Source organism: Candidatus Termitispirillum reticulitermitis, assembly GCF_054655775.1.
Window position 1 is genome coordinate 1 of the sequence record NZ_BAAIHG010000120.1, and the last position, 1999, is coordinate 1999.

A 1999-nucleotide genomic window follows, 5' to 3' on the forward strand; every position below is an offset into this window, starting at 1 on the left:
TAATGCTGGCACCACGAATGTGGATAAGCAAACTTCTATAAATGGTTATTATAAATGTCCTGACCCGAAAAGTGACCCTGGTGGTTGCAGTTACGGCTTATGGCAGATTAGCACCAGCAGTGCTAGAGATAAAAAAGGATACGGTTCAATGGATGCTTTCATAAAGAGCCTTGAAACCAATGCTAAAGATATATATGACGTTTTGGATAGTGCTGGTGGAGCTAAAGCCGCTAAAGCGGGAAAAGAGGAGTTTGTAAGGGCTTGGAAATATATAGCAGATACGGACACTAAAAGGTTTGAAGAGCTACAACAAGGGTTTGTTTATGAAAATAATTACCAAAAACCTTTAGGTTACATATCCGAAAATTATAAAGCTCTTGATATGAGCAATCCGATTATGCAAGATATTGTTTGGTCTATGGGTGTGCAACACATAGGGTCGCCAACGATAATAAAAAGGGCACTTGATAAAGTTGATTTGTCCAGTGCAACGACAGCAGAGATTGTTGTAAAGATGTATGACGAAAGGATTATTTATGTAAATAATGATTCGAAATTAACCACATCACTTGCCCGTAGTTTAACGAATAGGTTTGAAAGGGAGAAACGGGCTGCTTTGAATAAAGTAGATAAACAAGTGGTTTCAACCACAAGACAAGAGATATTGCTCACAGTAGGATTAGGAGGTGATTAAATGATATTTTTAAGTAAAGAAATGCCTTTGATATTCATAATAGTGCTATTGGTAGTCGCCATTTCTTGCGCTGATGCCGATAAATACGTAGTAATTCAACTTACCAGTGGAGGCTTTGAGTTGCCACGAGATTTGTGGGGCAACGACGACATTGTTTGCGGACACATTAGCTATACAAATAAAAAGGGGATACTCACATATCATAAAAATCAATGTTTAGAGGCAGTTATTGATGGACTGCAAGGAGCGATGAAATGGTCGGGGGACTACTTTACGAATGGTGTTCTCACCGACGATGGCGGATACGCTAGATTTATTTGTGTTCCATATATTTTCACAAAGAATGCTGGATTATCCGAAGACTATCTCATGGTTAAAACTGACAAGCTGATTTTAGAATCTAACGGTCGGATAGCGGGTAAATTTATAGATAGCGAAATCTCCGAATATACCATACTTCCGCTGGAGCAAGACCAACAGGAAGCTAGGGAACTGACGGACAAACTAAATGCAAGATTAAGTCATGGGCTTAGGGGGCTGATAGATGAAAAAAGTCCAGCACAAAAGCAAGTTGGCAAGCTGATTTATAAAACATCTTTCAAGTGCGATATGGATGGCAACAATCTATATCTAGTAGAAAAACTGATATGCACAGATGAGGAGCTTGCAAAGCTGGATTTGCAGTTGAATGAACTTTATAAAAAGGTTCTTAAAGCATATAACGCCAAGACAGAATATCTTAGTAAAATTAAGAAGTGGCAGGTAAGGTGGAACAATAACAAGCTAGACAAAAGAGATGTTAAGGTTTTGATAAATTCGTATAAGGAGCGTATAGCCTACTTTAATTGTTTGTTGAAAGACGGGAGCAATTATAACAGTTGTGAACCACTTGACAAATAGTGATGGCGAACTAACAAATGACTAAACATATTCAATCCCGAAGTGCTGTTTTTTCTGCTGACCACGCAGGTTTAGAGTTGCTAGTTGGCGGTAGTTTTGGTATGTCTAATGGTTCAAGTAGCTATCAGCAAACACAGATAAGCTCGCTTATGGGCACAGATTTTGTAGATATAGATTTATCTATGACAGGCTCAACGATAGCCAACAGGGATGAACATGGCAATGACAAGGGTAACCTTAATATAGTGGCTACCTCGTTAGAATGGGCTGATTTATTTGACTATGCAGAGAATAGTCGAACGGGCTTTAACCTGTCTATAGCTGACAGCACGACTATAGGATTAACAAACACGGGGAGTGATAAAGAGGGGATAACTAGAGCTACAATAGGTGAGGGAAATATTG

Annotated in this window: 3 protein-coding genes; all 3 read left to right on the top strand. The window is 39.0% G+C overall.

The genetic code is table 11. The annotated features are described in order from the left end of the window. On the top strand, positions 1–694 hold a 694-nt coding region (locus AC1MDJ_RS07605), incomplete at its 5' end, for a VgrG-related protein (protein WP_479690321.1). Further along, positions 695–1594, top strand: a complete 900-nt coding sequence (locus AC1MDJ_RS07610; RefSeq protein ID WP_479690322.1) for a lysozyme inhibitor LprI family protein — start codon at positions 695–697, stop codon at positions 1592–1594. A gap of 17 nt (positions 1595–1611) precedes the next feature. Beyond that, a partial coding sequence (locus tag AC1MDJ_RS07615) for a hypothetical protein (protein ID WP_479690323.1) occupies positions 1612–1999 on the top strand: 388 nt, incomplete at its 3' end.